This window comes from Kiloniella majae (assembly GCF_002118315.1).
Lineage (GTDB): Bacteria > Pseudomonadota > Alphaproteobacteria > Kiloniellales > Kiloniellaceae > Kiloniella > Kiloniella majae.
Genome location: NZ_MTSZ01000001.1, coordinates 892,080 through 915,479, shown reverse-complemented (window position 1 = coordinate 915,479; position 23,400 = coordinate 892,080). Strand labels below are relative to the sequence as shown.

Below are 23,400 nucleotides of genomic sequence, written 5' to 3'. Positions count from 1 at the left end.
TGTAACGGATTATTATCAGCCGCGATTATCTATGATGACTTAAGCTCTTTTTGTTGAGAGCCGCAAGGAAAAGCGCTGGCGAGGTGTGTGCGAGAGGTTTTAGGTTGGTATGGTGTGGCGCTTGGTCCGGAGTTAAAAGGACATCAGGACGTGTATCATCCGGCTAGCTATGATATTTAAGGTCCACAATAGAAATTGCTTCTTAATGGATCAAAAGACCGGAGTGAAAACGGCTGAATGAGAGTTTCCCTACTAGATTTCCGCGATAGGCTGGAGGATTGCCTCGAGGCCAGAGGTGCACAGGAAATTACCCTTGATCGTGCTTCGTCCATGATACAATGGGCTGAACGTATTCACCGTTGCGGCATTCGTTTTCTGGCGAAGAATAAGGCTGCGTATAGCCGAACGGATATGACAAGGATTGAGGCGCTATCCGAAAAGGGAAATACTGTTTTCCTGGATGCAAATGGGCAATCGCTTGCTGTCGCCGGTATTCAGGCAATGGACAAGGCCAGTGTTCACGCAAAAGAACAAGGTATGGGGCTTGCCGTTATTTCCAATGTTTGTGATTTGGTTGGTTTAGGGCAACTGGTAGAGGAAACCATGGAAGATGGTTTGGCTTGCTTTGCTACCTTTGTCGTTGATCCTGTTTCCGAAGAAGGACAAATTCTGACAGAGCTTTATGGCAACAGTCGCGGTATCATCGGTGTACCGGGTGATGAAGAAGATCTTTATATTGAACTGTATGGTTTGCCAGTCAGTCACGATGTTTTTATGCAGGGGATTACACCGGGGAACATTGGGGAATTGGTCGTAAGTGCCCTGACTAAATCAGACCCGGAAAAATCGGATAAGCAAGTGCCCGGCTGTACGCTGTTGGTTCTGGATCTTCCTCAACTCTATCCAGATATGATCAAGGGTCTCGAAGCTGGCGTTTCCACTGCGCCTGCACGTTTATTTAATCCTGCAGATCAGATCGCTCGAAATCAGGATATCGCAGAAGAAGGATATCAAGTGGAAGAGGGGGATTGGAACGTGATTTGTGCACAAGAAGGGCTGACGACCGTTTCAAAAGCGGATGCGGAGACGTAGCTGGGTAAAATTTACGTCATTTTTGCGCCCTTTAGGCTGGACTGAACGAGGTTGCAGTGTAATATTCAGCGCTGAACGATAAATGGCGTTTTGAGAACGGTGCTTATTATTTACCAAAAAGAGCAGTTACCTTAAGTAGCTGTTCATAAGACAGATATATAAGAATAGGGTCAGAACCCAATTCAATTAAGGAAGAGATATGGCTGGAACTCCTCTTGGAACTCGTCTGTTCACATGGCTCAAAGGTGAGTTGGTTGGACAAGATCAGGACGGCAACAAGTTCTATCGCACCAAGGGTGGCAGTGAAGTACATAAAAATAGCCTGCGATCTGAACGTCGCTGGGTCATTTACAATGGTGAACCGGAAGCAAGTCGTGTCTCAGCTGACTGGCACGCCTGGATCCATCATACAACTGATGAATTACCCCCTGAAGGTGGATACGCCAAACATGATTGGCAGCAAGAGCATCAACCAAATAAAACTGGTACAGCCGAAGCATATCGCCCGCAGGGAAGTATGTTGAAGGCAGGGGATCGTCCGCGTGTTTCTGGCGATTATGATGCTTGGCAACCGGAATAAATTTTAGCAATTTAGGGCTAAGGCATTTTTTCGCTTCTGCCTGTATCTTACAAACTCAATTTTCCCTCGTAGGTGAACTCGATGAATAGAAGTATTGTTGAAACGATTATTGGCGGGCTTGTTTTGCTTGTTGCTGTTTCCTTTGGCTTCTTTGCTTTTAGCAGTAATTCGGGCGGATCTTCCACGGGGTACGAAGTCGTTGCAGAGTTTGATAACGCCAGTGGTCTGGTGTCGGGTACGGATGTTGAGATCGCGGGAGTGAAGGTTGGTACAGTTCTCCGCCAGGAATTGGATAAAGATACCTATTTTGCCGTTGTCACGCTTTTGATTGATGATGATATTAGACTCCCTAAAGGAACCTCTGCACGTATTCTTTCCGATAGTTTACTGGGGGGGAATTTTGTCAGTCTTGAGCCCGGCGGCGAAGATGAATATATCGAAGCTGGTGGATCAATTGATGATACCCAAGGCTCAGTGAACCTCATGGACCTTCTTGGTCGTTTTGTTTTCTCTTCTGCTGATAGTAATTGATCATAAGTTGAAAATTTAGGGCTGGTGTTGATATGGCAGACAAGAATAAATCATCAGTTGTCTGGCACCAACCTGATGGTGAGCCACTTTCCTGCCTTGAAAAGATCAAAGTCTTGAATGAAAATCTCGAAGAAATAAGAGAGCTTTCACAAGACGCATTGGAAGATGCCGTCCTTATGGGCGGAGATGAAGATCAGTTACGAGAAGTTTTAAAAACCATTGTTGATGATCTGATTAATCCCTATGCCTCAAAGAAACACTGATAAGTTCAGACAAAGGGATATTGGTAACTTGTTACAGGTCGTGAATAAATTTTCTCTAAAGCAAAGCGTATTAACGGGAAGAAGAGTCTTAAGTGCCGGGATTTTCGCAACTGGCTTTATTGGAATGGCTTTTCTGCCAGCCAAGGCAGAGATGATTTCCTATGAAGTTGCTGTTCTACAAGGGCTGAACAAGATAACTGCGCGTGTATCTGAGCTACGTGTGCCCGTAAATCAGCCTGTTCGTTTTGGATCGCTTGAAATTACAGCAAGAGAATGCCGTAAAAGCCGACCGGAAGAAATGCCTGAATCGGTCTCTTTTCTTGAAATTGACGATCACAAAGAAAATATAGAGACAACACGGATGTTTACCGGTTGGATGTTTGCATCTTCCCCTGCTGTGTCGGCGATGGAACATCCAGTTTATGATATCTGGGTGGTGAATTGTATGTCTTTGGATGAGGCACAGGCTGCATCCGAAAAGGCTGAAGAAGAAACACAGGTAACAGAAGAATAGCAGGTGCTTTCAGGCTTTTTGCCTGAGAGGGAGATACACTTTCAGTTGTGATAATGAAGTCAGTCTCCTGTATATAGGCTTGGGCGATTGCCTTTACAGCTTTCAATAAAATCTGATAGTTCGTCTTCTGAAAGTTCCAGCGGGAAGCGGGCGGGGGCTTGCATCGCTTCGAACAGGCATTTTTTGTAAATCTCACGATCTATTTCAATTGTACCAAACTGGCTTAGATGTTCGGTGGTGAATTGTGTGTCCAATAAGCTATAGTTCCCTTTAACAAGGCGCGCCGCCAAATGGATTAGCGCAACCTTACTTGCATCACTACGGCGCGAGAACATGCTTTCACCAAAAAAAGCGCCACCCAGAGAGACACCATAGAGGCCACCAACAAGCTTGCCATCAAGCCAGCATTCTACAGAGTGCGCAAAGCCTCTTTCATGAAGTTGGGTGTATATTTTTTTGATGAGAGGGTTAATCCAGGTATCCGGACGCTGTGATGTTGTTGCTGCACACATTTCCAGAACATCTGGAAAGGCAGTGTTGCAACGAACCTGGAAAGGTTTTTTTTTGAGGGTTTTGCGTAAAGATCGGGAGATGTGGATCTTGTCTAGGGGGAGTATGCCACGGTTCTCTGGATCTATCCAATGTAGGTCCAGAGAATCATGACTTTCAGCCATTGGAAAAACGCCAATGGTATATGCTTTTAAGAGTAGATCTGCCGTGATCTCCATGAACACCTATGCCCTGAAAAATTATGCTTTAACACTTAATTCGGGGAATGCTTGTCCAGTTTTTTTACCCTTTATTCAAGCTATCAACAAACTTTTCCAGCCAGTGAATATCATAAACACCGGATTGAAATTCTTCGTTATTTACCAACTCCATATGCAATGGAATTGACGTGTTAACACCATCAATGACGTACTCTTGCAGGGCACGTCTTGTTTTCATGATGCAATCAGCGCGATCATCCCCATGGACAATCAGCTTTGCAATCATGCTGTCATACGTTGGTGGAATCTTGTATCCGGCATAGATCGCTGCATCAACACGAATACCAAGGCCGCCAGGTGCATGGTAACCTTTGATAAGGCCGGGAGATGGCATAAAGTTGAAGGGGTGTTCAGCGTTGATCCGACACTCAATAGCGTGCCCTTTCAGGACAACTTCTTCTTGAGTGTGGCTCAGCTTTTCGCCAGCAGCAACACGGATCATTTCCCGCATAAGGTCAATGCCGCTGATTGCTTCTGAAATTGTATGCTCTACCTGAATACGGGTATTCATCTCGATGAAATAGAACTCGCCATTTTCATAGAGGTATTCAATGGTACCAGCGCTTTTATAGCCGAAGCCCAACATTGCATCAGCAGAGATTTTACCAATACGGTCGCGTTCTTCGTCGGTCAGCATGGGCGATGGTGCTTCTTCCAGCACTTTTTGGTGGCGTCGTTGCAGGGAACAATCGCGCTCCCCTACGTGGATTGCGCCGCCTTGCCCGTCGCCTAATAGTTGGATCTCAATATGCCGGGGTGTACCCAGATATTTTTCCATATAGACGACATCATCGCCGAATGCAGACTTTGCTTCAGTACGCGCCAATCGGAAACCTTGACGAAGTTCGTCATCGTTGTTGGCAACTTTCATACCGCGACCACCGCCGCCGGATCGGGCCTTGATCAGGACAGGGTAGCCAATTTCCTTGGCAATCCTGATGCCGTCTTCGGCACTTTCCAGTGCGCCATCAGATCCGGGAACAACAGGGATGCCCAGCTTGATAGCGGTATCTTTCGCAGCAACTTTATCGCCCATAATCCGAATGTGTTCGGGGGAGGGGCCAATAAAGGTAAAGCCGTGTTCTTCAACCATTTCCGCGAAGTCAGCATTCTCTGAAAGAAAGCCAACGCCGGGGTGAATTGCATCCGCGCCCGTCATTGTCGCAGCCGAGAGAATGGCCGGGATGTTGAGGTAACTGTCTTTACTCGGTGCAGGACCAATACAGACGGATTCATCAGCAAGACGAACGTGCATTGCGTCAGAATCTATTGTGGAATGGACTGCAACAGTTTCGATGCCCATATCGCGACAAGCCCGAAGAATTCTAAGAGCAATTTCGCCGCGATTGGCAATGAGGATCTTTTTGAACATGAAGCCTTCTTGTGTCAGCTATTATTCAATGACCATCAGTGGTTCGCCAAATTCGATTGGCTGACCGTCACTGACGAGGATCTGTTTTACGACGCCTGATTTCGGGCTAGGCAGCGGGTTCATGACTTTCATTGCTTCAAGAATAAGAAGCGTCTGTCCCTCAGTTACGCTGTCACCTACCTTCACAAAGGTCGGGGCACCCGGTTCACCGGAGAGATAAGCGGTTCCCACCATCGGCGAGGTAATGGCATTGGCAGGAACGCCACCAGAGTCGCTTGCTACGGGTGCTGCGACAGGAGCCGCAGTTGGTGCAACGGCTGCGGGTGCTGCAGCGTGGACAACGGTTCCGCCTCGGACGAGGCGGATACGGTGACCATCTGCTTCGTATTCGATTTCGCTCAGGTCCGTTTCATCCAGCAAGCCGGCGAGGGTACGGATAACCTTCTCATTTACTTCAAGTTTAGACATTATAAATCTTGTTCGCTGTTTAAAACGTTAGCCATCGCATCCATAGCCAAGAGATAGCCCTGACGTCCCAAACCACAAATAACCCCAAGGGCTGCTTGTGAGACATAGGATTGATGTCGAAAGCTTTCACGGCGATGAATGTTGGAGATATGTACTTCAATAACAGGTAAACCAACGCCTTTTAGAGCATCAAGTAACCCGATTGATGTATGGGTAAGTGCACCCGGATTGATGATGATACCTTCGTGCACATCGCGTGCGCCGTGGATCCAGTCAATAAGCTGACCTTCCCAGTTGGATTGCTGGCACACCAAAGAAAGCCCAAGAGCTTTGGCACGTTTGTGACAAAGCGTATTTAGGTCTTCTAAAGTTTCTGAACCATAAATTTCTGGTTCACGGCTACCCAGTAAATTTAAATTGGGCCCGTTTAAAAGCAACACTGACGGCAAAGGTATGCACCATTCATTTCAGTTAAATGAATTGATTAGGCGTAACATAGCAGTGCTGATCGTGCAATCAATTGCGACGAAAGTAATTGCTTTTTTCCATCTGTAGCTCGTTGGAAACAATTAATGTCTCAGTAAAGAATACAAGAATGAAATGCGTCTGACTTAACTGGCTTTTTCGGCTCGAATATTCTGGATGACTGTCTTGAATTGCTCGTAAGTTGTGTTCGGAGGCACACGTGTTGTTCCTACTATAAAGGCAGGGGTGCCATTGGCGCCAATTTTTTGAGCCAGTGTGCGGGTGTTGAGAATTTCCTGTCCAGTTTCTGGCGATTTCATGTCTTCTTTGAATTGATCAATGTCGAGATCTAGCTCTTCTGCCAAATCAAAAAGTCTGTCTTGGGAAAGGTCGGAAGCATTATCCATTAATGCGAAGTGGTATTCGTTGTACTTGCCCTGTTTCATTGCTGCCAAAGCTGCGCGGGCTGCAATCATGGATTCAGGGCTGAGGATAGGAAACTCTTTCATGACAACTTTGAGGTTGGGGTCGTCTTTAACAAGCTGTTTCACGACAGAGGCAGCTTTGTGACAATAGGGACAGCGATAGTCAAAGAATTCAACAAGAACGACGTCGCCGTCAGGATTCCCTAAATAGGGGGATGTTGGTGAGTTATGAAGTTCATCAATGTTGCTGACAATGGCGAGTTGCTTTTGCTCTTCTTCGCGCTGCGCTTGGAGTTCCTGATATCTTGTGAGAGAATCAATAATCACTTCAGGATTTTTCAGAAGATACTCTTTAACTGCTTCTTCGAAAGCTTTTGTCTGTTCTGCTGTTTTCAGAGGAAATGTTGCAGGATTATCTTTCTTGTCTTGTGTGTGGCCTACTGTTCCCAAGGCGATTGTTGTTGAAAGAGCAATTGTACCTGCGAAAAATGACTTGCGGAGTGTCTTCCAGTTTTGGGAGGCATAATTCTGTTTGCTAAGGAACATTGGTATAAACTTTTCTTAAGTGACAAATAATTAAAGAGATAATGATGAAATCCTTTCGAACATGCAAAGAACTTTACCGTGAAGCGTAAAGTTCTTTGAAGCTGCTCTTTGATTCCTGGAACAAATCTTTTGGGGAATTAGTTATTTTTGCGTTTTTTCTCTTTGCGATCCGCGGCACCGTTTAGGTCTGAGGCACGTAACCATGCAGGGGATCCCTTTGGTAAGAGTTCACGCGCGCGTTCTGATTGAATGACGGCTTCGGCATATTTTCCCCTGCCATAGGCCGATTCTGCTAGAGCCAGTGATGTCATACCCTTGTCGCCTCGACGTCCATAGACGATCGCAGCTTGTCGCCAGACTCCGGGATTGTTTGGTTCTTGTGCTAAGGTACTTTGAATGTGCTCTAGCGCGATGGAATCTTTTTCGGGATTATTTTCTTCGACAAGAACGCGTACATACAGTGCTTTGATTGGCGCTGCATTCGGTGCTAAGGCGACCGCTTTCTCTAAGTATGGAGCAGCTTCTTTCCCTCGAGCAAATTCAAAAAATATCTGCCCTTTGAGTTCTAGAAAATAAGGATCGTCGGGATAATCAGCGAGAAGACTATCCAGTTCACGAAGGGCATTATCTATATCTGTTGAGCGGTAATAAGAGATCGCGCGGGCGTATCTGCCTTCTTGGGTCATATCTTCTGGAGGATACTTTCTGAGGACTTTTGTAGAAGATTCCAAAAAGCCTACAAGTTTGGCAACAATACGTTTATGGAGCTGTATGATTTCCGGCGAATCGGCTTTATCGGAATATGGTGATTTTAGAACTTCATTATCTAGGAAATTGTATCTTTGTTGCGATAATGGGTGACTACGGAGATAAGGGTCTTGATTTTGGCTAAGAAGCACCTCTTGCCCTCTTAAAACCCCCATAAAATTACGAAGACCAACAGCCGACTGCTCTGTTGCTCGTAAATATTTAACTGCTGCCTGATCTGCGGCGGATTCTTGTTGGCGAGTGTAGCTCAGGAAGTTCCTCAGAGCTAATGATTGTCCTGCACCAATAATAACGCCAGCGGCCTCACCTTTGCCTGTCGCCAATGCTGCACCTACTCCTAGCAAATAGCTAGCAAATGTCGTGACTAAAGCTTTGTCCACATTGTCTCCGCGGAACGCTATATGTCCGCCGGCAAGGTGTCCGGTTTCGTGTGCAATAACACCAATTACTTCAGAAGGCGTTTTCGCTTTGATTAAGAGGCCTGTGTTGATAAACATTCTGTTGCCTGATGTCACAAAGGCATTGAGGTTTTTGTCATTTACGATGAAAATATTTATACTTTGGGGGCTGATGCCAGCTGCCTGAAAGATTGGGGTGGAATAAACTCTTAGAGCATGTTCTGTTTCTGCATCGCGAATTAAGTTTAATCCCTGAGCTTTTACTGGAAAGGTAAAAGTAACGGTGGCAATAAGAGCAATGATGCGTAAAATCAGGCGGGCTGGTCGTTCATTCAACGGGCAGTTCTCACAAGTTTATAAGATTTCGTATAGTCAATTGGGGGCAAAGCGTCAGTAATGCAAGACACCTTTTTCGGTAAAACAAAACTTCATTCCGCTATCTTAACAGCATGTTTGGGGGGAATGCTACTCTCAGCTTGTGAAACTGCGGATGAAACTGCAAAAGGGAATCTTCAAGTCGTCGAAGGTTTTGCTGGCGTTGTATCAGCTGATGAGCCAAGGGCTGCACAGGTTGGACGTGAGCTGTTGGGCAATGGTGCAACTGCTGCTGATACAGCTGTGGCAATGTATTTTACCATGGCTGTTACTATGCCATCGCGTGTTGGTATCGCCGCGGGCGGAGCGTGTTCTTATTATGACAAGGAAGAAAATAAAGCTGTTGCCTTGAATTTTCTTCCGAAATCGTCTGCTTCCGGTGGTGTCATTCCAAAGGCGCCCCGTGTAATGGCTGCGCTGCATGCTAAATATGGTTCTGTTCGTTGGCAGCAGCTTGTTGCATATGGGGAGAATCTGGCACGCTTTGGAAATCCGGTTAGCCGTTCCTTTGCCTATGATTTGGCCCTTGCTAATCAACGACTGGGGGTAAATGCAGAACTTCTGAACAAGTTTGCACGCGAAGACGGCAAGCTACCTCGCGAAGGCGATAAACTGGTCCAGGCCGAATTGTCAGGACTTCTTGGTGGATTGAGAGCGCAAGGGGCGGGCTATCTGTATGCCGGGGCGTTGACCAGACGCTATGCTGAGGCTTCTTCAAATGCAGGTCAGCCCTTAACCAGTGATGAAATTAGAAACTATCTACCTACTTTCGAAGAGCCTCTTACCGTAATGGTCAAAGACGATCTTGCACATTTCTCGGGAGACTATTCCGGTAGTGCGCTTGTGACAGCAAACCTGTTGGGACAATTACACGTAAGTGATACCTATGCCGAGGCTTCTCAAAGCGAGCGAACACACATGTTTGTCGAAGCATTAAAAAGAGCGCACGTTGTTCGTGCAGGCGTGGTCTCAGGGCAAATCCCTGTAGAGGCAACGCTGAGTGAAGAAGCGCTGGAAAATGTATTTGAAAGCTATAATCCTGGTAAGTCGACACCAGTATCAGCATTACCGTTCCAGCCAATAGTTGCTTCAGGAAATCCCTATGCTGCTGGTTTTTCTGTTATTGATAAATATAACAATGCTATTGCCTGTAGCTTTACGTTGAACGGCCTGTTCGGTTCTGGTCGGATGCTTCAAGACATGGGTGTTGTTTTGCCCGCACCACCTCGTTCTGCTGCTGATGGTCTAGACACCGTTGTCAGTGTTGTTGTTGCGAACGATCCAACCACTTTTTCCCGATATGCCGGGACATCCGCGGGTGGGGCTGTCAGTGCCTCTGCGTTGGGGAAAGTCATGGCGGATACCTTGTTAGGGGAAGTTGTACTTAAGGAAGCTGAATCATCGGCCCGATTACATCACAGCGGTAAGCCAGATATTGTGTTTTATGAGCAAAGCAGCCCAAGTGACATCATTGAAAGCCTTAAAAGCAAAGGCCACGATGCAAGGCCAGCTCCGGAATTTGGTCGTGTTAATTCCAGCCATTGTGCTAAAAGTTTAAAGTTTAACCCAGAAACCTGTAGTTCTGCCGCGGATAAACGCGGGTATGGTTTGAGCCGTTTGGCACGATAGGACAGAAGCATGGCTTTGAAGCTTTCAAACAGGGGGGATATTCCCCCCTTCATTGTAATGGATGTTCTTCGTGCGGCTAATGAGCGAGCTGCTGCTGGGGAAAACATTCTCCACCTTTCTCTTGGTCAACCTGCAACACCTGCGCCTGATTATGTCTTGGAGACGGTTAAATCTGCCCTCGATACTGAAATGATCGGATATACCGATGCCATGGGTATTCCTGAGTTGCGACAGGGAATTGCAGATCACTACAAGTACATGTACCAGCAAGAGGTTGATCCCAAACGCGTCATGGTCACGACGGGATCATCGGCGGGTTTTTTGTTGTCTTTTCTTGCCGCGTTTAATCCGGGTGATCGGGTTGCATTGGCGGCACCCGGATATCCGGCATACAGAAACATTTTAGTTGCGTTGGATATTGAGCCTGTATTGATTGAGGTTGGACCAGAAGAACGCTTCCAACCAACAGCAGAGTTGTTGGCAGCTCAAGGTAAACTTGATGGCGTTATTATTGCCAGCCCGTCTAATCCGGCGGGAACAATGTTAAGCGAAGAGGCCTTCAAGGGGATTATTGATTACTGTGCCCTGCACGAAATCAGATTAATTTCAGATGAGATTTACCACGGTATTACCTATGGGGCAGAGGCTCCAACGGCGTTGAAATATACCGAAGATGCTTTCGTCATAAATTCTTTCTCTAAGTATTTCTCTATGACAGGGTGGAGATTGGGGTGGATGATCTTGCCCGAAGACATGTTGCGGGCAGAGGAATGCCTTGCTCAGAATTTGTTTATTTCCCCGCCAACCTTATCTCAGATTGCAGGAGCAGCGGTTTTTAACTGTTATGATGTTCTTGAGGGCTATGTTGCGCAGTATGCGCGTAACAGAGAGATTCTGCTGAACGAGTTACCTAAGGCTGGTTTTAATAATCTTGCCCCTGCGGATGGCGGATTTTACATTTACGCGGATATTAGTCAGCGTACCAATGATAGCCAATCGTTCTGTTCACGTCTTCTAAACGAAACAGGTATTGCTGCGACACCAGGTGTTGATTTTGATCCCTTCCAGGGTAATCATTTTATGCGATTTTCGTTTGCAGGATCAGAACAGACAATGCTTGAAGCGGTCAAACGACTCAAGGATTGGCGGTAGACGCATAACGTTAGGTTAAACCAACAGAAAAGCCCCGGGCGATGACGTCCGGGGCTTTTTTGGTGTCTTAAAGATGATTAGTTACCGGTTATTCGGCTCCACCAACCTTTTTTCTTAGGTCCAGAAGACTGTGCCCCGGAAGGCTGTGCCAGTTTCGGCGCTTCTGTTCGAGCTGGTGCACTTTCAGCGACAGCAGCAACGGGTTTTGGTTCTGGTTTGCTTTCTGTCTTGGTAACAGGTGTTTCAATTGGAATATTCTTCACTTCGGTAGAAGATTTTGAAGCCTTTTCAGCAGCAGATGCAGCCGTTTTTCTGGGTCTTCCGACTGGACGGCCTGTTTTGGTTGTAGCTTTCGCCCGAGTACGGGTTCTTGGCTTGGCCTTAGCAGGTGCACTATCGGATGACGTTTCAGATTCAGGCGTGGATGCTTCTGCGGCTTTTTGTTCTACTGTATCTTCAGAGGCATCGCCTGTTGTTGAAGTCGCAGCCGTTTCTAGGGTTTCATCCCCAGCCTTTTTACGTGGACGCCGTGTCGTTGTTGCCCGTTTACGCGGTGCACGACGAGGCTTCTTCGGCTTTTCTTCTTCATCAGCAGCTTGGGCTTCTGTTGAAGAGGTGCTTTCGCTGGTGCTATCTGTATCCGAGACTGCTGCAGCAGATGCCGCTGGTTCCACAGAGGCTAAGGTTTCTGCTGTTGCAGTCTCCTGAGCAGGTGTTTCGTCTGCGGATGTTTCCGGTGAAGCTGACTTTCTGCGGCGAGGGCCACGGCGACGTTTCGGCTTCTCTTCCTCAGTAGTCTTGTCATCAGTGGACGTCGAAGCTTCTTGCGGCACTTCTGATGTCACTTCTGCTTTCTGTTCAGACGCTTCGTTACTGTCCGCTTCAGATGCGGTTTGAGTTTCTGATCCGTCTAGCTGCTCTTCTTCACCCTCTGGGCGTCTGGTTCTTCTTCTGCCACCGCGTTTGCCGCGACGACGACGCTTGCGGGGACGGCCATCCTCATCAAACCCGTCCTCAGAACGAGAAGCTTCCTGATCATTATCGTTGGATTGCTCTTCATCAAGGGATGAGGTTACATTTTCCTCGTTATCCGCATCAGGAAACTCTGAACGATCTTTCCGACGGCGACGGCGACGGCGACGCTTGAGGTCACCATCCTGTCTATCGTTACGGTCAGTCCGCTCAGATCGTTCTTCATTAAGATTTCGCGTTGATTTCACCTGTGTGGATTTCACAGATTCAAGCGGCATGATTTCTTCGACAGGGCCATCGTTATTTGCAACAAGCCTATCCAGACGGAAGTTAGGAATGACGATGCTGTCATCAGCATTGATATCAACAGCAAAATTGTAGCGCTGTTCGATTTCTATGAGACGTGAACGTTTCTGGTTCAGGATGTAAAGGGCAACTTCGGTTGGAACGAAGAGGGCAATTTTGCCGCTTCCTTTACGAATACCGTCTTCTTCCAAGGCACGTAGAGCGTGAAGCGCGGCAGACTCTGTTGTTCTTACCGTTCCAATGCCGTCACAGTGCGGGCAGGTCAGCGTTGAGTTTTCGACAATACTAGGACGTAAACGCTGGCGAGACATTTCCAGTAGTCCAAAGGGACTGATCCGTCCCAGTTGGATGCGAGCTCTGTCCGCTTGCATCGCGTCTTTCAGACGGCGTTCAACTTCCCGGTTATGTTTGGGATCATCCATATCGATGAAATCAATAACCAGCAGTCCGGCCAAATCGCGCAGGCGTACTTGACGCGCAACTTCATCGGCGGCTTCCTGATTGGTTTTGAAGGCGGTCTCTTCAATATGACGTTCTTTGGTCGCACGGCCAGAGTTCACATCCACGGCCACCAACGCTTCTGTTGGGTTGATGACCAGGTATCCGCCAGATTTAAGCTGGACAATCGGGTTGTGCATTGCATCGATCTGTGTTTCTACCTGGAAACGATGATACAATGGAACTTGCATGCCTTTGTAGTGCTTAACCTTCTTGGCATGGCTTGGCATCAAGGAACGCATACAGCTTTTAGCCATTTTGTACCCGCGTTCACCTTCAACCAGGATCTCTTCCATATCACTGGTATAGAGATCACGCATTGCCCGTTTGATAAGGTTCGCTTCTTCATAAATCAGATTAGGTGCTTCTGATTTTAGCGTATTTTCACGAATTTCATTCCAAAGGCGAATAAGGTATTCGTAATCGCGCTTGATCTCCATTTTCGTACGCTGGCTACCAGCAGTACGAACGATCACGGCGATCCCTTCGGGAATTTTCAGTTCGGAAAGAATATCTTTGAGGCGCTTACGGTCATTCGGGTTGCTGATTTTGCGACTAATCCCGCCACCTTTGTTGGTGTTGGGCATCAGAACGGAATAGCGACCGGCAAGAGACAGATATGTCGTTAAGGCAGCACCTTTGTTGCCGCGCTCTTCCTTTGCCACCTGAACAAGAATAACCTGACGACGTTTGATCACCTCTTGAATTTTGTAGCGCTTCATGAGGTTTACGCGCGACTTTGTTTTGGTTTCAAAGTCTGACTCGTCTTCATTGATGCTATCGACAGAGGTTTCCCCGGCGATTTCTTCAATGGTATCGTCTTGCTGCTTCTCTACGCTTTCGAGGGAATCTGAAGAAACATCTACAGTATCTTCCTCTGCTTGTGGCGCGTTATTTTCTTCCTCTTCCTGAGGTTCAACAACGGCTTCTTCTTCCATAATACTATCGCGGTCAGCAACCGGAACACGATAGTAGTCCGGGTGGATTTCGCTGAAAGGAAGGAAACCATGTCTGTTCCCGCCGTATTCTACGAATGCGGCTTGTAGAGAAGGTTCAACACGGGTTACACGAGCGAGGTAGATATTTCCTTTTAGTTGTTTCTTGGATTGGGTTTCAAAATCGAAATCTTCAAGTTTGTTTTCGTTGTGCACCACAACCCGGACTTCTTCCGGGTGGGTGGCATCGATTAGCATACGTTTTGCCATACGTGAGTAACTCCAGCGTGCGGCCTGCGCCTTTGGTAAGCCATAACAAAGGCGGCGCACGGAACATCAGTGTCGATGAATTTATATGATCAAGAGCGTTCATTACCGTTTCTTTATCCTGCGTAACCGTAGTTTTGAACGGGAACGCTCTCGCTTGGGAATCGTTCTAAAATTAGAGACGATTCATTTAAGTTAAAAAGTGTTGAGGGGGTAGTTGTTTTTGTGAAACCTTGCCCCATCAGTTTGGCTTGTTGTACTTGCTTCTCAGGGCGTCTTTTATAAAGACCGAAATCTGTAGTTTCTGGCTAACAGAGCCTCCTGAGGCATCAGTACACGCTGTAAGTTGGATTATTACTCCACTATCAGCGTAGAATTTTCTGCCTGTAGACTAACAGGAGCGTTCCCTCTGTGCTAGAAGGTAATTTCACTTTTTTGGATTCATTTTAAAAATACGTGATAATAGGGTTGTTTCATGAGTATGTTTTTTGAGTAACGTACTTAGATTAAACCGAAAATAGCTTGGTATTAAACAGTGATATTTGAGATAAAGAGCGCATGAACGTTAGGTTTTTTAGCTGTACCAGATTGGTTGGACTTTTCCTGACCTTGGTTGCTCTTTTAGGAACAGTGAGCGCACAGAGTTCTGATCTGGATGCTATTCGAATCGGAAAGCACCCGGATAAAACCCGTTTTGTCATGGAATTATCCGAAGAACCGGCCTATCGAATCTTCACGCTTCCCGATCCTTATCGCATCGTTATCGACCTGCCTAAACTGAATTGGAAGGTGCCTAAGAACAAGGTTCCAAGGGCAACAGGGGCCGTTCAGGCGCTTCGTTTCGGGCTGTTTGAACCAAACATTAGCCGTGTGGTTCTGGATGCACGATATCCCGTTTCAATTACATCGGCTTTTTTGCTGCCACCGAAAGAAGGTCACAAGCATCGTCTGGTTGTTGATATCAAAAGGATCTCTGCGACAAGGTATAAGTCATCAGGGGAACAAAAACGTCAACTTACGTCGGCGAAACCTTTGAAAGAAAAGACGCAGGTTGCTGTCACACCTATTGCCCCTGCTTTAATAGCGCCGAAGACAGCAAAGAAAAAAAGTAAGAAGGTCATTGTGGTTGATCCCGGACATGGCGGTGTGGATCCCGGGGCAATTGGCGTATCCGGTATACAGGAAAAGAAACTGGCACTTAGCTATGCAAAGAGCTTAAAGGCCGTATTGGAACGTTCCGGGCGCTATAAAGTGGTGATGACGCGTAACTCTGATACTTCACTGGCGCTTCGACAAAGGGTTGGTATCGCCCAAAAAGCCGATGGTGATCTGTTTATTTCTCTCCATGCCAACAAACATCCGTCCAGCAGGGTTCGGGGCTTTTCAGTCTATAGCCTGTCCGAAAACGGATCGGATAAAGAGGCCGAAGCACTGGCTGCAAAGGAGAACAAGGCCGATATTATTATCGGGTTTGATTTGAGCGAACAGTCAGCAGATGTCAGTAAAATTCTGATCGACCTTGCGCAGCGCGAAACTAATAATCAGGGCAAGCAGTTTGCAAATGTGCTGGTTACAGAAATGAAACGTGAGGCAAAACTGTTGGGGCGTCCGCATCGTTCGGCCGGGTTTGCCGTGTTGAAATCGCCGGTGATCCCCTCTGTTTTGGTCGAGTTGGGCTATATGTCGAACCGCCAGGAAGAACGGTTGCTCAGAAGCGATAAACACAGAGAGAAACTTGTGACAGCCATAAGCCGTGCTATCGATCAATATTTCGGGAAGCTGGAAAGTTATAACGCGCAATAACTGGTTTCTTACGACTTTCTGGTATAATAACGGGAAACAATTTTTCTCAAACCTGTTGCCTGTCGCATGATGAGGGTGTTGAGCAAAGCAGGCGGAGTGTCGACTTTGCCATATGATTGTCATAGTTTTGAGGCAGATTTGTCGATTATAGCATTGATGCTGGTTAGGATTTAAGGCGTGAAGTTTCTTAAGATATTGGGCTATTTGTTTGGTCTGGGAATTGTGATGGCAATTGCTGGCGGGGGCGTGGTTCTCTATGCTTTCTATGAATATGGCAAAGGCCTGCCGGAACATACTGACCTTAAGGATTACGATCCGCCGACTGTAACTCGTGTGCATGCGGGCGACGGACGTTTGATGGAAGAATACGCCAAGGAAAAGCGTATCTATGTGCCAATTACGGCGATCCCTACCCGTGTAAAAGATGCATTCCTTTCTGCTGAAGACAAAGATTTCTATACCCACGGCGGATTGAATTATCTCTCGCTTGCCCGTGCGATGATGACCAATATAAAAAACATTGGATCAGGCAAACGCTTGATCGGGGCATCTACGATTACCCAGCAGGTCGCAAAAAACTTTTTGCTGACCAACGAGGTGTCATACGAGCGTAAGATCAAAGAAGCCATTTTGACGTTCCGTATTGAAAACGCCTTTGAAAAAGAACGTATTCTGGATCTGTATCTCAATGAAATCTTTCTGGGCTATCGATCCTACGGTGTTGCTGCGGCGTCATTGAACTACTTTAACAAGTCGCTTGATGAGTTAACAATTGCCGAAGCGGCTTATCTGGCTGCCTTGCCAAAAGCACCGTCCAACTATCATCCCGTTCGGCGTCATGCTTCGGCACTGGCTCGTCGTAACTGGGTTATCGGGCGTATGCTTGAAAACGGGAAAATTACCGAAGCAGAAGCTGAAACTGCCTGGCAATCACCTTTGGAAGTCATCAAGAGAGACCAGACCGAAGTCGTTGATGCCCCGTATTTCTCAGAAGAAGTGCGCCGTGAGCTGATTGACCTTTATGGGGAAGACGGGCTTTACGAAGGCGGATTGTCTGTTCGTACGACCTTGCAGCCGCGGTTACAGAAAATTGCGCAGAAAAGCTTGCGCGATGGCTTGATCGCATATGATCGTCGCCATGGATGGCGTGGTCCTGTTACCACCTATGATCCGGACTCACCCGACGGATGGAAAAAGCAGCTGGAGGCTATTCCCACACCCAAAGGGGCTGATCCATGGAAGCTGGCGGCTGTTTTAGAAGTGGGCAAGAAATCGGTCTCTATCGGCCTCGCGGACGGGACACGCGGCACTATCCCGATGAGCGAAATGAAATGGGCGCGTAAGTGGCTCAAAAATCAGCGCTTTGGCGGTGTTCCAAGTACACCGGGTCATGTTTTGTCACTGGGGGATGTTGTCCTTGTCGAAGGTGTCACAAAGACGCCAAAGGGAAATGATTACCCCGAAAATACCTTTGCTTTGCGGCAGATACCCGATGTAAATGGCGGACTTATTGCGATTGATCCCCATACGGGCCGCGTATTGGCCATGTCCGGCGGGTTCTCTTTCTCTCGCAGTTCATTCAACCGTGCGACACAGGCGATTAGACAGCCGGGTTCCGCGATCAAACCCTTCATTTATTTGAGCGGTCTTGATAATGGCTATACGCCTGCAACACTTATTCAGGATGCGCCCTTTGCCTTGGATCAAGGGGCGGGCCTTGGTAAGTGGAAACCGGGAAACTATACGAAGAAATTCTATGGACCGACACGTATGCGGGTTGGCTTGGAAAAGTCCCGAAATCTGATGACGGTTCGTCTTGCCCAGAATGTGGGTATGGATAAAGTCGTCGAGTATGTAAAACGCTTTGGTATTGATAACAACATGAAGCCCGTGTTGTCGATGTCGCTGGGGGCGGGGGAGACATCCTTACTACAGATGACAACGGCCTATGCCATGCTGGTAAATGGCGGCAAGCGCATTGAACCGTCGCTTATTGACCGTATTCAGGATCGGCGTGGACGAACTGTGTTCAGGCATGATTCTCGTAACTGCTTACCGTGTGTGAGTGATAGTGAATGGAATAATCAGTCCGTACCGACCTTGCCAGATACCCGCGAACAGATTGTTGACCCCGCGTCAGCCTATCAGATGGTATCGATGCTCGAAGGTGTCGTGCAGCGGGGTACTGGACGCAGGATTAAATCTATCGGCAAGCCACTTGGCGGGAAAACGGGGACAACCAATAAAAGCTTTGATGCATGGTTCCTTGGCTTCTCTCCGGACCTGGCTGTTGGCGCCTATGTTGGCTTTGATAATCCCAAAACACTGGGAGCCAAAGAACAGGGCGCAAGTGCTGCTGCCCCGATCTTCAAGTCCTTTATGGAAGAAGCCCTTAAGGGTGCACCAGCAACACCTTTCCGGGTTCCTGCTGGTATCAGGCTGGTCAGAATCAATGCTGAAACTGGCCGTTTGGCTGGGGTGAATGACAGCAATGTCATTGTGGAGGCCTTCAAGCCGGAAAATGTTCCATCACCGAATTTTTCCGGTGCCGGGGAAGAGAATGACAATCCGCTTTTATCTGTAACCGATGGATTGACAACCGAGGGGTTGTATTAACCCATCCGAAACAGGTAGAAGAAACCGAATTACTTATTTTAAATCTAGCTGACGAGGAGGCCGTATAAATATGCGCGCCGAGATCGAAGCGGCGATTAGCGATATTGAACAGTCGCTGATCCTGCTGAGGAGGCATCTTTGACTGGGATGCCGCACTTAGACGATTAGACGAACTTAACGTTCGTGCCGAAGACCCTGAGCTCTGGAATGATCAACAGCTTGCCCAAGCGCTGATGAAAGAGCGGACGCATCTGGAGCAGTCGATTGCGGCTGTTCGCAAGATCGAAAGCGAGGTGGAAGAAGCCAGCTTGTTGATTGAGATGGGTGAAGACGAGGGCGATCAGGATTCAGTTGATGAGGGCGAAAGCCAGATTTTTGCCCTGAAAGAACTGGCAGATAAAAAGCAGCTGGAAAGCCTGTTGTCTGGTGAAGCCGATGCCAATGACTGTTATTTACAGGTCAATGCGGGTGCTGGCGGTACCGAGGCGCAGGACTGGGCTGAAATGCTGTTGCGCATGTACACGCGCTGGTCTGAACAGCATGGCTATAAGGTTGAATGGTTGGAAGAAAGCAGCGGTGAAGAAGCTGGCTTGAAGTCCGCCACAGTTATGATCAAAGGGCACAACGCCTATGGCTGGCTAAAAACCGAAGCTGGTGTGCACCGTCTTGTGCGTATTTCACCTTATGATTCACAGGCCCGTCGCCATACGTCCTTTAGCTCTGCGTGGGTTTATCCTGTTATTGATGACAGCTTTGATATCGAAATTCTGGACAAGGATATTCGCGTTGATACCTTTCGTGCTTCCGGTGCGGGTGGGCAGCACGTGAACACCACTGATTCAGCGATCCGTATCGTCCACGAACCAACGGGTATCGTGGTGCAGTGTCAGAATGACCGTTCTCAGCACAAGAACCGCGCGACCGCGATGAACATGTTGAAATCCCGGTTGTTCGAACATGAAATGCAAAAGCGTGAAGAAGTTGCACAGGCCGAAGCGGATTCCAAAACCGAAATTGGTTGGGGACGACAGATCAGATCTTATGTTCTGCAACCGTATCAGATGGTGAAAGACCTTCGAACCGGGGCGGAAACCAGTAATTCTGGCGCTGTGCTAAACGGCGATATTGATATGTTCCTCGAAGCATCACTGGCGTCCAAACTCAAAGGCGGCACGACCGAAGACGAGGATCACGAAGAGCTTCTGTAATCAAATTCTTTGATGATTAAAATACAGGGATGAAAGTTGATACTTTGATCCTGTACATAACGATTAATAAAACCCCGATAGGACTAATCCTATCGGGGTTTGTTCTAGCATAATCAAACAGCAGGTTTGTTTAGCCCAGAAACAAGGTGAAGCAAGGTAAGGCAAGGTATTGCCGTTAAACTTAACGCTTGTTCCTATTAGATCACTCTGCTCTCTCTGACATTAAGCGCAAAGAAAGCATTGCGATCTAATTTTTTTATCGTGCGTTGATGGTCAGGCGTTTATTCCACACGATCCGTTGGTAGGTCCCAATAAGCACGCTTACTTTCCTGACGAACCTGTTCTTTACTCAAGCCGACATCTTCTCGTTGCTCGGATGTCAGGTCTGCCAAAACGCGTCGCTCTTTCCGAACTTCAAAAGCCGTTGCAAACCAGTTACGAGTTCGGGCAAGCAGACGATTTAATAAGGTTGTCGCTTCCTTTGGAGCGGATGTGAAGATCGTGTGATCCTGAGAAAAAGAAGTCCCGCAAGCGCCGTTGGTGCCCACAGTATGACATGTGCTCAAGCTATGACCGGTTTGTTTTAGCATTTTATCCTCCATTACAAAATGTGATGGTCTTGGTGTTTGTAATCAATGTTATTGATATATTGTCACGAATTTAGTATTATGAAAGTGAATAGTGTTGATGAATATCATCACAAAAATTGATAATGTGATTTTCTGATATCAGACGAGCACGGGAAAGGCAGTAGATTGAGAAATTTTGACCTTGGAACATTACGCAGTTTTATCACGGTCAGTGAAACCGGTGGTATGACCGCTGCGGCAAACAAACTTCACATGACCCAGTCAACAATCAGCATGCAAATCAAGCGGCTGGAAGAAAGTGTTGGTCTGCCCTTGCTGGACCGTAATAGTGGACGGGGCATCCGACCAACGGCAGAGGGAGACCAGTTGCTTGGCTATGCACGGTCAATGCTGGACCTGAACGATGAAATCTGGGGAAGATTAACAGCCCCCAAGTACGAGGGCAGTATCTGTCTTGGTGTGCCGGGCGATGTGATCAGGCCTCATATTCCAAATGTTCTCAAGCAGTTCAACCGTGATTTCCCCCGGGTACAGGTCAAGCTGAAAACTGCGGGATCAATTGATCTGGCCAGTGAAATCGAGCATGGCCAACAAGATCTGATCCTGACGACTGAGGTATATGACAAAGACCATAAATTGCCCGACAATGGTGAGTTGTTAGTCGTGCAGCCTCTGTTATGGACGGGGGCCGTAAATGGTCACGCGTGGATGGCACGTCCTCTACCTGTTGCAATGGTGCGCGGCTGTGCCTTTCGGCGATCCATGATTGATGCCTTGGAACAGGCGAACATTCCCTGGCTGGACGCGGTAGATACAGACAGCGAAGATTCCACCTCGGTCGCCGTCGCCGCAGACTTTGCCGTGCGCCCCGAACTACCAACCTTCAGCGACCCCGGCATCGAAGAAATCGACCACCGCGGCGAGTTACCAACTCTCCCCCGATGTAGCATAAACATGTACCTAGCAGACGGCCCGAACAAAGTTTTAGCGGAAGAGTTGGCGATATATATTCGAGGCGCTTTTAGGGGGTAGGAGGAACGAGCAGCTCGCATAATAGTTTTAAGCTGGATTGAGCCAATTTTGGGAATCACTATAGCTGAATCAACCTGTTTAGTTACAAGAAGATTATTGTTTGAAAGGATGTATCAATAACACTTAAGGTTGTGCATTTGGCTATTTTATATAATGTTTGATTTGTTATTGGAGCTTCCGCTTTCAACCCTAAGCGGACATTTGAGAATAAGTGGCGTCCGTCTATTTCCGGAAAGCTATCTATAAAGCTGTCAGTTGCTGGAAAAGCTAACCCGCTCCGTGTTAATGCGGTTAGTGAGTTCTTATTACAAAATTTGGTTTAGAGTTTATTCAATGAAAAGCATAAATTTATTATCGCTAGCTCAAGCGCATGATTCTTTGGGTTTAAGCGAATTCAGTTCATTTACTGATTACTATGGTGTTGGTATTAATAACCACGAAATAGATGACCTAAAAGTACTTATAAACGAAATGCTCACCTTATTGTCGTTTGTAAATATTTTCAACGACTTTTATGTTGGCTATAAAATACAACATATAAGTAAAGAGTTTGATCTTCTTCGCTTTGGCGATAATTACATAATTAATGTAGAAATTAAGAGTGAAAGTACTGAAGAAAAAATAAAGAAACAGCTAATTAGAAATCAGTACTATCTTAGCCATATTAATAAGGTTATTCACAATTTTTGCTTCGTCACTAAAACGAAAACATTATATCAATTAAATTATTCTGGAGGCTTGGATGTTGTTCACCTAAATTCTTTAGTGCAACTTTTAACGAGCCAAAATTTAGTTAAATTAGAAAGTCCAGATTCTCTTTTCAATCCTTCTGACTATTTAGTTTCCCCTTTTAACTCCACATCTAAATTTGTTAATGACCAATATTTTTTAACGGGAAATCAAGAAAATATTAAAGGGAGAATTATAGCTGACGTGAGCACTGGAACATCAGCTTTCATATCACTAACTGGAGGGCCTGGCACCGGAAAAACATTGCTAACATACGATATAGTCAAATCCGTCAGAAGCTCATTAAGAACTGTAATAGTCCATTGCGGGCAACTCAATGAAGGCCACTTGAGATTGAAGCAGCTTGGCTGGAATATAGTATCTATACGGGATTTTAAGGATTATGATTTCACAACTATTGACTTAGTTGTCGTTGACGAAACTCAAAGAATTTATGCCAATCAACTTGATAAGCTAATTGGGGATGCGGCTTCAACCAATACCCACTGTGTATTCTCCTATGATAAACAACAAACATTACATTCATCTGAATCGCGTGTGGATGTGGAGGGTAAAATCGATGCCACTGGAAGTACAACCAAATATAAGCTGTCAGAAAAAATAAGAACAAACAAAGAAATTGCTAATTTCATAAAGGTTCTCTTTAACAATAAAAGAAATAATATTTCAGTTTCAAATTGTGCAAATATTGATTTCGACTATTTCACTGATTCTTCAAATGTTAAAAATTATCTTACTCTAATAGCAAGTGAAGGATGGGAAGTTCTTAGACTAACTCCATCTCGATATAACACCGAACATCACGAATCATATGCTCAGGTTTCTAGCCAGAATTCTCATAGAGTGATCGGCCAGGAATTCGATAATGTTGCAGTTGTTATTGATGAGTATTTTTCTTATGCCTCTAGTGGGCGACTTATATACAACTCAAGAACATATTATGACACAGTAAAAATGCTGTTTCAGAATGTTACTCGTACTAGAAAGAAGTTAAAACTTATTATAATTGGTAATCTGCAGGTATTGAGTAGGTGCTTATCTGTCTTAAAGTGAGCCAACCAATAAGCAATTAACA

20 protein-coding genes are annotated in these 23,400 nt (G+C 46.5%); 12 read left to right on the top strand and 8 right to left on the bottom strand.

Features of this window, described 5'->3' with window-relative positions:
* The first annotated feature begins 237 nt into the window (after nt 1-237).
* The 5 genes from BKB51_RS04365 to BKB51_RS04345 all read left to right on the top strand — a co-directional run bounded on the left by BKB51_RS04365 (nt 238) and on the right by BKB51_RS04345 (nt 2,980).
* Complete coding sequence (locus BKB51_RS04365) at nt 238-1,092, top strand: hypothetical protein (protein ID WP_125911784.1); 855 nt, start codon at nt 238-240, stop codon at nt 1,090-1,092.
* Between the two features lie 199 nt (nt 1,093-1,291).
* Nucleotides 1,292-1,672 carry an NADH:ubiquinone oxidoreductase subunit NDUFA12 gene (locus tag BKB51_RS04360; protein ID WP_046502828.1) on the top strand — a complete coding sequence of 127 codons (381 nt, stop codon included), beginning with the start codon at nt 1,292-1,294 and terminating at the stop codon, nt 1,670-1,672.
* Between the two features lie 81 nt (nt 1,673-1,753).
* Nucleotides 1,754-2,203: an outer membrane lipid asymmetry maintenance protein MlaD gene (mlaD, locus tag BKB51_RS04355; RefSeq protein ID WP_085899851.1), complete on the top strand. Its 450-nt coding sequence runs from the start codon at nt 1,754-1,756 to the stop codon at nt 2,201-2,203.
* Between the two features lie 32 nt (nt 2,204-2,235).
* On the top strand, nt 2,236-2,466 hold the full coding sequence (locus BKB51_RS04350) for a hypothetical protein (protein WP_085899850.1): 231 nt from the start codon (nt 2,236-2,238) through the stop codon (nt 2,464-2,466).
* Between the two features lie 124 nt (nt 2,467-2,590).
* Nucleotides 2,591-2,980, top strand: coding sequence for a DUF2155 domain-containing protein (locus BKB51_RS04345; protein ID WP_085900213.1), 390 nt, complete (start codon nt 2,591-2,593; stop codon nt 2,978-2,980).
* A 59-nt stretch (nt 2,981-3,039) separates the two neighbouring features.
* Here BKB51_RS04345 and aat read toward each other — a convergent pair whose 3' ends face one another.
* The 6 genes from aat to BKB51_RS04315 form a co-directional block, all read right to left on the bottom strand.
* The gene (gene aat / locus BKB51_RS04340; RefSeq protein ID WP_085899849.1) at nt 3,040-3,708 is read right to left on the bottom strand and encodes a leucyl/phenylalanyl-tRNA--protein transferase; all 669 of its coding nucleotides are present in this window, start codon (nt 3,706-3,708) and stop codon (nt 3,040-3,042) included.
* A 64-nt stretch (nt 3,709-3,772) separates the two neighbouring features.
* Nucleotides 3,773-5,122, bottom strand: coding sequence for an acetyl-CoA carboxylase biotin carboxylase subunit (gene accC, locus BKB51_RS04335; RefSeq protein WP_085899848.1), 1,350 nt, complete (start codon nt 5,120-5,122; stop codon nt 3,773-3,775).
* A gap of 21 nt (nt 5,123-5,143) precedes the next feature.
* Complete coding sequence (gene accB / locus BKB51_RS04330) at nt 5,144-5,590, bottom strand: acetyl-CoA carboxylase biotin carboxyl carrier protein (RefSeq protein WP_085899847.1); 447 nt, start codon at nt 5,588-5,590, stop codon at nt 5,144-5,146.
* On the bottom strand, nt 5,590-6,045 hold the full coding sequence (aroQ, locus tag BKB51_RS04325; protein ID WP_085899846.1) for a type II 3-dehydroquinate dehydratase: 456 nt from the start codon (nt 6,043-6,045) through the stop codon (nt 5,590-5,592). The genes accB and aroQ overlap by 1 nt, the downstream gene beginning before the upstream one ends.
* A 156-nt stretch (nt 6,046-6,201) precedes the next feature.
* Entirely contained in the window at nt 6,202-7,026 is an 825-nt protein-coding gene (locus BKB51_RS04320; protein ID WP_085899845.1) for a DsbA family protein, read from the bottom strand.
* A 137-nt stretch (nt 7,027-7,163) separates the two neighbouring features.
* Nucleotides 7,164-8,528, bottom strand: a complete 1,365-nt coding sequence (locus BKB51_RS04315; RefSeq protein WP_085899844.1) for a M48 family metalloprotease — start codon at nt 8,526-8,528, stop codon at nt 7,164-7,166.
* A gap of 60 nt (nt 8,529-8,588) precedes the next feature.
* Here BKB51_RS04315 and BKB51_RS04310 point away from each other — a divergent pair, with 60 nt between their 5' ends.
* A complete protein-coding gene (locus BKB51_RS04310) occupies nt 8,589-10,196 on the top strand; it encodes a gamma-glutamyltransferase (protein ID WP_085899843.1) in 1,608 nt (535 codons plus the stop codon).
* 9 nt (nt 10,197-10,205) lie between these two features.
* Nucleotides 10,206-11,348, top strand: a complete 1,143-nt coding sequence (locus BKB51_RS04305; RefSeq protein WP_085899842.1) for a pyridoxal phosphate-dependent aminotransferase — start codon at nt 10,206-10,208, stop codon at nt 11,346-11,348.
* A gap of 77 nt (nt 11,349-11,425) precedes the next feature.
* Here the strand turns inward: BKB51_RS04305 and BKB51_RS04300 are convergent, their stop codons facing one another.
* On the bottom strand, nt 11,426-14,329 hold the full coding sequence (locus BKB51_RS04300; protein WP_085899841.1) for an Rne/Rng family ribonuclease: 2,904 nt from the start codon (nt 14,327-14,329) through the stop codon (nt 11,426-11,428).
* Between the two features lie 555 nt (nt 14,330-14,884).
* Here BKB51_RS04300 and BKB51_RS04295 point away from each other — a divergent pair.
* The 3 genes from BKB51_RS04295 to prfB all read left to right on the top strand — a co-directional run bounded on the left by BKB51_RS04295 (nt 14,885) and on the right by prfB (nt 19,953).
* On the top strand, nt 14,885-16,129 hold the full coding sequence (locus tag BKB51_RS04295) for an N-acetylmuramoyl-L-alanine amidase (protein WP_085899840.1): 1,245 nt from the start codon (nt 14,885-14,887) through the stop codon (nt 16,127-16,129).
* A gap of 177 nt (nt 16,130-16,306) precedes the next feature.
* Nucleotides 16,307-18,745, top strand: coding sequence for a penicillin-binding protein 1A (locus tag BKB51_RS04290; protein ID WP_085899839.1), 2,439 nt, complete (start codon nt 16,307-16,309; stop codon nt 18,743-18,745).
* Between the two features lie 70 nt (nt 18,746-18,815).
* A protein-coding gene (gene prfB / locus BKB51_RS04285; RefSeq protein WP_125911783.1) for a peptide chain release factor 2 occupies nt 18,816-19,953 on the top strand; the annotation gives its coding sequence in 2 pieces (ribosomal slippage) (nt 18,816-18,884 and nt 18,886-19,953; 1,137 coding nt in all).
* A 281-nt stretch (nt 19,954-20,234) separates the two neighbouring features.
* Here prfB and BKB51_RS04280 read toward each other — a convergent pair.
* Nucleotides 20,235-20,543 carry a hypothetical protein gene (locus tag BKB51_RS04280; RefSeq protein WP_085899838.1) on the bottom strand — a complete coding sequence of 103 codons (309 nt, stop codon included), beginning with the start codon at nt 20,541-20,543 and terminating at the stop codon, nt 20,235-20,237.
* Nucleotides 20,544-20,708: 165 nt separating this feature from the next.
* Between BKB51_RS04280 and BKB51_RS04275 the strand changes: the two genes are divergently transcribed.
* Both BKB51_RS04275 and BKB51_RS04270 read left to right on the top strand, forming a co-directional pair.
* Entirely contained in the window at nt 20,709-21,575 is an 867-nt protein-coding gene (locus tag BKB51_RS04275; protein ID WP_085899837.1) for a LysR family transcriptional regulator, read from the top strand.
* 333 nt (nt 21,576-21,908) lie between these two features.
* Entirely contained in the window at nt 21,909-23,378 is a 1,470-nt protein-coding gene (locus BKB51_RS04270; protein WP_085899836.1) for a DNA/RNA helicase domain-containing protein, read from the top strand.
* Nucleotides 23,379-23,400 lie beyond the last annotated feature (22 nt).

Excerpts from the sequence above, each read along its gene's own strand:
- BKB51_RS04365 (WP_125911784.1), top strand. The coding sequence starts at position 238 with ATGAGAGTTTCCCTACTAGATTTCCGCGATAGGCTGGAGGATTGCCTC.
- BKB51_RS04360 (WP_046502828.1), top strand. The coding sequence starts at position 1,292 with ATGGCTGGAACTCCTCTTGGAACTCGTCTGTTCACATGGCTCAAAGGT.
- mlaD (WP_085899851.1), top strand. The coding sequence starts at position 1,754 with ATGAATAGAAGTATTGTTGAAACGATTATTGGCGGGCTTGTTTTGCTT.
- BKB51_RS04350 (WP_085899850.1), top strand. The coding sequence starts at position 2,236 with ATGGCAGACAAGAATAAATCATCAGTTGTCTGGCACCAACCTGATGGT.
- BKB51_RS04345 (WP_085900213.1), top strand. The coding sequence starts at position 2,591 with ATGGCTTTTCTGCCAGCCAAGGCAGAGATGATTTCCTATGAAGTTGCT.
- aat (WP_085899849.1), bottom strand. The coding sequence starts at position 3,708 with ATGGAGATCACGGCAGATCTACTCTTAAAAGCATATACCATTGGCGTT.
- accC (WP_085899848.1), bottom strand. The coding sequence starts at position 5,122 with ATGTTCAAAAAGATCCTCATTGCCAATCGCGGCGAAATTGCTCTTAGA.
- accB (WP_085899847.1), bottom strand. The coding sequence starts at position 5,590 with ATGTCTAAACTTGAAGTAAATGAGAAGGTTATCCGTACCCTCGCCGGC.
- BKB51_RS04320 (WP_085899845.1), bottom strand. The coding sequence starts at position 7,026 with ATGTTCCTTAGCAAACAGAATTATGCCTCCCAAAACTGGAAGACACTC.
- BKB51_RS04310 (WP_085899843.1), top strand. The coding sequence starts at position 8,589 with ATGCAAGACACCTTTTTCGGTAAAACAAAACTTCATTCCGCTATCTTA.
- BKB51_RS04305 (WP_085899842.1), top strand. The coding sequence starts at position 10,206 with ATGGCTTTGAAGCTTTCAAACAGGGGGGATATTCCCCCCTTCATTGTA.
- BKB51_RS04300 (WP_085899841.1), bottom strand. The coding sequence starts at position 14,329 with ATGGCAAAACGTATGCTAATCGATGCCACCCACCCGGAAGAAGTCCGG.
- BKB51_RS04295 (WP_085899840.1), top strand. The coding sequence starts at position 14,885 with ATGAACGTTAGGTTTTTTAGCTGTACCAGATTGGTTGGACTTTTCCTG.
- BKB51_RS04280 (WP_085899838.1), bottom strand. The coding sequence starts at position 20,543 with ATGCTAAAACAAACCGGTCATAGCTTGAGCACATGTCATACTGTGGGC.
- BKB51_RS04270 (WP_085899836.1), top strand. The coding sequence starts at position 21,909 with ATGAAAAGCATAAATTTATTATCGCTAGCTCAAGCGCATGATTCTTTG.